Annotated in this window: 7 protein-coding genes; all 7 read right to left on the reverse strand. The window is 40.0% G+C overall.

Going from position 1 to position 7,742, the window contains the following annotated elements:
* A partial coding sequence (mnmG, locus tag B4F91_RS10140; RefSeq protein WP_288635705.1) for a tRNA uridine-5-carboxymethylaminomethyl(34) synthesis enzyme MnmG occupies window positions 1–1,871 on the reverse strand: 1,871 nt, incomplete at its 3' end.
* A 426-nt stretch (window positions 1,872–2,297) separates the two neighbouring features.
* Window positions 2,298–2,747, reverse strand: coding sequence for an FMN-binding protein MioC (mioC, locus tag B4F91_RS10145; RefSeq protein ID WP_054983816.1), 450 nt, complete (start codon window positions 2,745–2,747; stop codon window positions 2,298–2,300).
* 901 nt (window positions 2,748–3,648) lie between these two features.
* Window positions 3,649–5,013 (reverse strand): tRNA uridine-5-carboxymethylaminomethyl(34) synthesis GTPase MnmE, encoded by a 1,365-nt coding sequence (mnmE, locus tag B4F91_RS10150; RefSeq protein WP_096042525.1) that lies wholly within the window; start codon window positions 5,011–5,013, stop codon window positions 3,649–3,651.
* A 135-nt stretch (window positions 5,014–5,148) separates the two neighbouring features.
* Window positions 5,149–6,783, reverse strand: coding sequence for a membrane protein insertase YidC (gene yidC / locus B4F91_RS10155; RefSeq protein ID WP_024032130.1), 1,635 nt, complete (start codon window positions 6,781–6,783; stop codon window positions 5,149–5,151).
* An 8-nt stretch (window positions 6,784–6,791) separates the two neighbouring features.
* The gene (gene yidD, locus B4F91_RS10160) at window positions 6,792–7,067 is read right to left on the reverse strand and encodes a membrane protein insertion efficiency factor YidD (RefSeq protein ID WP_004588061.1); all 276 of its coding nucleotides are present in this window, start codon (window positions 7,065–7,067) and stop codon (window positions 6,792–6,794) included.
* 125 nt (window positions 7,068–7,192) lie between these two features.
* Window positions 7,193–7,618 (reverse strand): ribonuclease P protein component, encoded by a 426-nt coding sequence (rnpA, locus tag B4F91_RS10165; RefSeq protein ID WP_029772813.1) that lies wholly within the window; start codon window positions 7,616–7,618, stop codon window positions 7,193–7,195.
* Window positions 7,619–7,625: 7 nt separating this feature from the next.
* A partial coding sequence (rpmH, locus tag B4F91_RS10170) for a 50S ribosomal protein L34 (protein ID WP_288635706.1) occupies window positions 7,626–7,742 on the reverse strand: 117 nt, incomplete at its 5' end.

The raw sequence follows: 7,742 nt of genomic DNA on the forward strand, positions 1-7,742 counted from the left end.
AAGCCTTGCTTCTTCAGATACACTAATAATAGCGAAATCGCCGCTGGGGTGATACCAGAAATACGAGAAGCTTGGCCAATAGTGTCTGGACGCGCATCTGTTAACTTAGCAACTACCTCGTTTGATAAACCCGATACCGTTGAGTAATCGAACTCTTTAGGCAAAATGGTTTCTTCATGACGAAGCTGTTTATTGATCTCATCTTGTTGGCGCGCAATGTAGCCTGCGTATTTAGTGTGGATCTCAACTTGTTCAAGTGCAGCTTGGTTTGTAAACTCAGATCCAAGCCCATCAATAGCCATTAAGTCGTCGTAACGAATTTCTGGACGACGAAGTAGATCCTCTAAACTTGCTTCACGAGTAAGCGGTGTTTTTAATAAGGCGTTTACTTGATCAACCACAGCATGATCTTTATGGATCCAGGTTTCTTTAATACGCTGTTTCTCTTTTTCGATCACTTCCATTTTTTCGTTAAATGCCTGCCAGCGCTCATCGCTAACTAAACCAAGTTCACGGCCTTTTTCTGTTAAGCGAATATCAGCGTTATCTTCACGCAATAATAAACGGTATTCCGCACGGCTAGTAAACATACGGTACGGTTCTTTTGTACCAAGCGTTGCTAAGTCGTCTATTAGCACGCCCACATATGCTTCATCACGACGTGGTGTCCATGCATCTTTGCCTTGTACTTGTAAAGCGGCGTTCATGCCGGCAATTAAACCTTGTGCACCGGCTTCTTCGTAACCAGTAGTACCATTTATTTGGCCTGCAAAAAATAACCCGTCTATAAATTTGGTTTCTAATGACTGTTTTAAATCACGTGGGTCAAAGAAATCATATTCAATAGCATAACCAGGACGACAAATATGTGCGTTTTCAAAACCATCTATCGATTGCACAATTTGTAACTGCACATCAAAAGGTAAGCTGGTTGAAATACCGTTAGGGTAAAGCTCGTACGATGTTAAACCTTCAGGCTCTACAAATATTTGGTGCTTGTCTTTATCAGCAAAGCGCACAATTTTATCTTCTATTGAAGGGCAGTAACGTGGTCCTATACCTTCAATTACGCCAGAGTACATAGGCGAGCGATGTAAATTGTTACGAATAACCTCATGGGTTTTTTCGTTTGTGTAGGTGATATAACACGGTATTTGCTGTGGGTGATCGCTTTGTTTACCAATAAACGAAAATACTGGTGTGGGCGCATCACCTGGTTGTTCTTGCATCTTGCTAAAATCAACTGTACGGGCATCAATACGTGGTGGAGTACCTGTTTTTAAACGGTCTACTCTAAAAGGTAACTCACGTAAACGATCAGCAAGTGCAATTGAAGGGGGATCGCCTGCACGACCACCTTTAAAATTCTCTAAACCAATATGTATTTGGCCACCTAAGAAAGTACCTACGGTTAATACAACACTAGGTGCGCTAAAACGTAATCCCATTTGGGTTACTACGCCAACAACTTTGTCGTTTTCAACGATAAGATCATCACACGATTGTTGAAATATTTTTAGGTTTTCTTGGTTTTGTAATGTGTTTTGAATTGCAGCTTTGTACAAAGCGCGATCAGCTTGTGCTCGAGTTGCACGAACAGCAGGTCCCTTTGAAGAATTTAAGGTACGAAATTGAATACCGCCTTTATCAATAGCTTGTGCCATGGCACCGCCTAGCGCATCAATTTCTTTAACCAAATGGCCTTTGCCTATGCCACCAATTGCAGGGTTGCAAGACATTTGACCAAGTGTATCCATATTATGAGTTAGCAGCAGGGTATTCATCCCCATACGTGCAGCAGCTAATGAGGCTTCAGTGCCTGCATGTCCACCACCTACTACGATAACGTCAAACTTTTCGTGAAAAATCATTAATGGGATCCTACTTAATCAAACCAGTAAACTTCAAAAGGGAGCGTATTCTACCTAGAAATTAGCAGAAGATAAATGATTAAACAGTGGGCAAGATCTAAGTCACTGATCACTTATAATATAAAGGATCTTTTAAAGAGATCTTTTAATACTATTACTACTAGTGATCGGGTTTTCTGTTGATAAGCTCTATTTATTCATTTAAAACATAAAATTAGATCAGATCTAAAGGTGTTAATATGATCGGATCATCAGGCAAATAAGCTCTGATCAAAAAGGGTGTTTATACACAGCCCAATATCGATTGGATCTTATCCCATGGATAAGCATGCTTAAAAACGCAGTTTGATCAGCGGTTATCCACAAAAGCTATTAAATTATTAGTAAATTGTGGGTAACTTTGTTTATGCATTTTAATCGATCACATTACTTTAATTGTGTTTTCTCTATCCACGAATCTAACCACTCTAGGGCGGTATCTTCGGGTAATGCCTCATCAAGAATATTTAATTCAAGCCTTGGCGCTATGCATGTTGCGCCAAGGCTTGCCATTAAACTATTTATATTACGCCCAGCAAGGTTATAGGTGTCGTAGCTGGTATCGCCTAAGCCAATGACTGAATATTTAATTGCAGATAAGTCACTTTGCTGATTTAGCTGCTCAACAAATGGTAAAAGGTTGTCGGGGTAATCGCCCGCGCCATAGGTCGATGTGCATATAAGCCAGATTGTATTGTGTTGATCAATATCAGATAAATTAGGTTGATCATGTAGTTCAGCACTTATACCTTGGTTATTTAACTCATCACATAGTTGTTCTGCTACATATTCTGCAGATCCCATTTGACTACCAACGATTATATTTACAGAACTCATATTTAAACTGATCACACATTACTTATTTGCCCGCTATGATAACTGAGTTAGCCTTGCAGTAAAGAAAACCTTTGTAATTTTGTATAACTATTTTTGAGTTGTTTTTACTCTTTGGTGTAATTGCTTATATAAGTTATTGAATATAAATGAATTAACAAAAACTATTTAAATGTAATCTTCTGATCAAGTTGTTGATAAGGTTGGGGAAAGCTCTGCTTAACTAGTATGCTTTGTAGATCTAAATAAAGCTAAGTCATTGATTTTTTATTATAAGTGAGGCCACCAGCCCACGTTTTTATATAGCTAAGCTGTTGTTGATCATAATGTGGATAGTAATCTTGTTGATAACTTAAAAAGGCGATCAAAAATAATTTTTAAAAACGATCCGATTAAGCAGATCTGCCCTAAAAAAGTGAAAATAAGTGTAATAAACCACGCTTTTTTATAGATCGTGATGGTTTAAGCTTATAAATGTGCCGCTATTTTTGTTTTATTAGCCATAAAGTAGGCGATTGTGGATAACCTTTTTTAATTAGTCTTATTATTTTTCAAGTTCAGCGAGGAGTTTTGCTGGTGGATCAATTAAAAACGAGGGCGTAGGCCTTAATAGTACCGGTTACTTTTGCTTATAAATTCATAAACTGTAGTTAAAACGAGCTACTTAAGGATACTTTTTAGCGGTATATTGGTACTTTTTTAAGCTATATCGAGCGCCAATTACGCGCTTACCGTGGTGTATTTTTATACTGTAAGAGATTAAAGAGGTGAGTTGTATACGCTAAAATCAGGCGCGTTTTTATTTAATTTTAGCCCCATTTTAGCTTTTTAATTTTTATACCGGGCATAAAAAAGGGCACTAATGTGCCCTAAAGTAATTGTTATTTTATGCTGCTTTAGCGAGTTATTTACCAATACAGAACGAGCTAAATATTTTGCCTAGTAGGTCGTCTGAGGTAAATTCACCGGTTATTTCGTTTAAGTACTGCTGCGTTAAGCGTAGCTCTTCGGCTAATATTTCGCCGGCTACGTGCATTTCTAACTGCGTTTTACCAGTATCTAAGTGATAGGCCGCATGTTCAAGTGCATCTAAATGACGGCGACGCGCCATAAATCCACCTTCTGTTGCGCCCTGAAAGCCAATACAAGCTTTTAAGTGATCGCGTACAAGCTCAATACCTTGCGCATTTTTAGCGCTTAAACTAATTACTGGGTATTGTTGGTTTTCATCCATACCTACTGCATCGCCCGATAAATCGGCTTTATTTCTGATAACGGTAACACCCATACCTTGCGGTAATTTTGCCATAAACTCAGGCCAAATTGCGTGTGGGTCGGTGTCGGTGGTGTCGGTGCCATCAAGCATAAACAACACGCGATCAGCTTGGGTTATTTCATCCCACGCGCGCTCTATACCTATTTGTTCAACGCGGTCTGGGCTTTCACGTAGACCTGCGGTATCGATAATATGCAGTGGCATACCATCAATATGAATGTGCTCACGTAGTACGTCGCGAGTAGTACCGGCTATTTCGGTTACTATAGCGGCTTCGCGTCCTGCTAGGGCATTAAGTAGGCTTGATTTACCCGCATTAGGGCGCCCTGCGATAACAACGCGCATACCTTCGCGCATAATACTGCCTTGCTTAGCTTGGCTCGTTACTGTGTGTAATTGACTGATAATGGCATCTAAATCGCCCGACACTTTGCCATCGGATAAAAAGTCAATTTCCTCATCAGGGAAGTCAATGGCTGCCTCTACATACATACGTAAATGAATAACTTTTTCTACTAGGGTTTCAATGTGTTTAGAAAACTCACCTTGTAGCGACTGTAGGGCGCTTTTAGCTGCTTGCTCTGAGGTTGCATTAATTAAATCGCTAATAGCCTCTGCTTGGGTTAAATCAAGCTTGTCGTTCATAAAGGCGCGCTCAGAAAACTCACCAGGCTTAGCTAAGCGAACGCCTTCTATTTGGCTAATTTCTTTTAATAGCATGTCGAGTACAACAGGGCCGCCGTGACCTTGCAGTTCAAGTACGTCTTCGCCGGTAAATGAATTTGGCCCTGCAAAATAAATAGCGATACCTTGGTCGAGTTGCTCGCCGCTTAAACTTTGAAAAGGGACGTAGTCGGCATAGCGAAGCTTAGGTACTTTACCTATTATTTTTTCGGCCACGCTTTTAGCAAGGCTGCCAGAAACCCGAATTATACCTACGCCACCACGCCCAGGGGCGGTCGCTTGTGCTGCAATTGTGTCTTGATTGATCATGCTATTTATTTGCCAACGAGAGTAACTTTAATGGCGCTATTGTAACCTATGCATTTATTGGTAGCGAATAGCTGTGGTAAAAAATAGGCAATAAAAAAGGCGACCTAAGTCGCCTTTATATGAGTAGCCGTTAAGCTAGCCTCTTACTTTTATACCTTGCTTTTCCATGCCACGGTAGATGATAAGCATCTGGACAATAGAAATAAGGTTAGACACTAACCAGTAAAGTACTAAACCAGATGGGAACCATAAGAAGAATACAGAGAAGATAACCGGCATAAAGGTCATCATTTTTTGCTGCATAGGATCGGTAACCGTCATTGGTTGTAGTTTTTGCGTCACAAACATACTTGCACCAAATAATATTGGTAATACGTAGTATGGGTCTTTTGTAGAAAGGTCAGTAAGCCAAAGAATGAACTCTGCATGGCGCAGCTCTGTCGATTCTAAGAATACGTAAAATAGCGCTAAGAAAATTGGCATTTGTAGCAAAATAGGGAAACAGCCACCCATAGGGTTAACTTTTTCTTTTTTGTACATTTCCATAGTAGCTTGGCCGAACTTTTGACGGTCATCACCATATTTTTCTTTAAGAGCAGCCATTTTTGGCTGAAGGGCACGCATTTTAGCCATTGACGTGTATTGCGCTTTAGTCAGTGGGTACATTAACGATTTAACGATAATAGTGATGGCAATAATAGCGACACCCCAGTTACCTAAAATGCTGTGTAACCATTTAAGAAGTACAAATAAAGGCTGCGAAATAAACCATAACCAACCATAATCTACAGTTAAGTCTAAATCTGGGTGAATCGCTTCAAGAATATCTGACTCTTTAGGACCCATGTAGTAAGTCGCATTAAGGGTTTGCTCGCTGCCAGCTTGTACATTTATAGGCGCTGCTTTTGTACCAATAATAGCGGCATTACTTTTAGTAATTAAGCTGTAAAGCGTGTGTGTTTCGTCTTGCTTAGGTACCCATGCACTTACAAAGTAATGCTGAATAAATGCAACGTAACCGCCTTGGGTGTTTTTATTTAGGTTTTTGTCAGCCATATCTGAAAAGCTGTATTTTTCGTACGACTCTTCATCAGTACCGTAAGCTGCACCTAAATAGTTTTGATCTACTAAGCTGCCTTTTTCTTGTACGGTACGCTTAATTTGCGTGTATAGCTGTACTTGCACTGGCGCACTTGTCGCATTATTTACTGTGTACTCAAGGCCTACATCGTATTGACCTTTTTTAAATACGTATGTTTTAGTGAAGCTAACGCCATTACTATCAACATAGGTAAGTGGTACACGTAGCTCATCACCGCTTAGCGTGTAGGCTTTTTGCGTTGCTTGGTAAGTAGGGCGACCATTGGCTGATGCGTCTGGGCCATTTAAACCAATTAAACCACTTTGTGAGAAGTATTGATTGCCATCAAACTCGCCTAGAAGCATAAATGGTGTTTCTTCACCTTTTACTTCTTCGTATTGGAGTAAGTCTGCTTCAACAATGTCACCGCCTTTGGTGTCTATTTTTACTTTGAAAACGTCAGTCGTAATGTCAATAACTGAACGCTTAGCAGCGGTAGCCGAAGCAGGTAAACCTGAATCTGACGATGACGGTATATAATCATCTGACTCTGGTGACGTTGTGTTTAGTGTTTGTGTAGTGGCACTAGGATCGGCTTTAGGTGTGTTGTAGTCATTATTCCATTCTTGAAATAATAAAAACGACACTAACATTAAACCGATTAATAAAAACGTGCGTTGCGATTCCATAACAGCTCTTATTTCTCGTGTTGGTGGTTAATACGGGTTAATTTTTCAGGAACGGGGTCTTCTCCGCCTGAATGTAAAGGATGGCATTTTAATATGCGTTTAAGTGCTAACCAACTCCCTTTTACAAATCCATGCAAATTAATTGCTTGAATAGCGTAATGAGAGCAGCTTGGATTAAAACGACAATGCGGGCCTAGTAGTGGGCTTATCCACATTTGATAACCGCGGATAAATAACACTAAACAACGCTTTGGAATAGCAACAAGTGGTTTAAGTAACCTCATGGTGTTTATACCCCTGCGTATATTTAGTGAATAGATACCATGTATTTAAAGGCTCAATTAGAGATTTTAAACGCATGATTAAAAGGTGAGCTAAAGATACCCTAATTAACCCTGCAATTCTATTGCTATCGGGTTTGTTTATTAGATTTAGCTGATTTGTTTGGGCGTTTTTTAAAAGGTGGTGGTTTAGGTGCACCAGGTTTGCAGCGTTCATTTATTTTACGCCACAGCTTTGTAAGTTGTTTGGTTATTTCTTCGTTAGACTGCTCATCAATACCACTTTTTACCATAAGCACAATATCGATATTATCGATGGTGTGTTGATTTAAACGAAAACTTTCGCGAGCGAGTCGTTTAATACGGTTACGTTGGCATGCCTTTTTTACACGTTTTTTAGCAACAGTGAGTCCTAACCTAGGTTTATCTTGGTCATTAGGTTTAGCTAAAAGAGTAAATAAAGGAGTTGCAGCCCGAGCGGGTTCATTAAATATGCGAGAGTAATGCGAGGGAGTTAACAGACGTAACTCCCTGCCAAAGCTAAAGTCTTCCACTTATATATTAAGCAGAAAGAACTTTGCGGCCTTTAGCGCGGCGACGTGCTAATACTTTACGGCCATTTACAGTTGCCATGCGAGCACGGAAGCCGTGTGCACGTTTGCGTTTTAAAACGCTAGG

The organism is Pseudoalteromonas sp. UBA6610 (assembly GCF_002433295.1).
GTDB classification, from domain to species: domain Bacteria; phylum Pseudomonadota; class Gammaproteobacteria; order Enterobacterales; family Alteromonadaceae; genus Pseudoalteromonas; species Pseudoalteromonas atlantica.

What these genes read in the sequence shown, in the direction of transcription:
- mioC (WP_054983816.1), bottom strand. Translation starts at nt 2,747, where the DNA reads ATGAGTTCTGTAAATATAATCGTTGGTAGTCAAATGGGATCTGCAGAA.
- mnmE (WP_096042525.1), bottom strand. Translation starts at nt 5,013, where the DNA reads ATGATCAATCAAGACACAATTGCAGCACAAGCGACCGCCCCTGGGCGT.
- yidC (WP_024032130.1), bottom strand. Translation starts at nt 6,783, where the DNA reads ATGGAATCGCAACGCACGTTTTTATTAATCGGTTTAATGTTAGTGTCG.
- yidD (WP_004588061.1), bottom strand. Translation starts at nt 7,067, where the DNA reads ATGAGGTTACTTAAACCACTTGTTGCTATTCCAAAGCGTTGTTTAGTG.